This is a genomic window from Jatrophihabitans lederbergiae (assembly GCF_031845305.1).
GTDB lineage: Bacteria > Actinomycetota > Actinomycetes > Mycobacteriales > Jatrophihabitantaceae > Jatrophihabitans_A > Jatrophihabitans_A lederbergiae.
Window position 1 is genome coordinate 1 of record NZ_JAVREH010000306.1, and the last position, 221, is coordinate 221.

The 221-nt window shown below is 66.5% G+C and carries 1 pseudogene; it reads right to left on the reverse strand.

What is annotated here, in order from left to right:
• Window positions 1-103: 103 nt before the first annotated feature.
• A pseudogene (locus RM423_RS25330) lies at window positions 104-221 on the reverse strand (transposase); the annotation flags it as partial.

Genomic DNA, 221 nt, shown 5'->3' on the forward strand with positions numbered 1-221 from the left:
AGCTGCACGGCCGAGTCTGACACTTTCAGCTAGCCATCCCACACGTTTGGTCGACCGGCGCCATCCGGCGTCACCGGACTGCACCGATTCCGCGACAGCCTCCATAGTCGAGGAACGGGATGAACTCAGCCCAGGCGTTGTCCCAGAGCCGGATCACGGCCGGGTAGCGGGGCCCCCATTTCTCGGCCAGATCGTCGAACGCGGCTCGGGCAGCGGTGGCG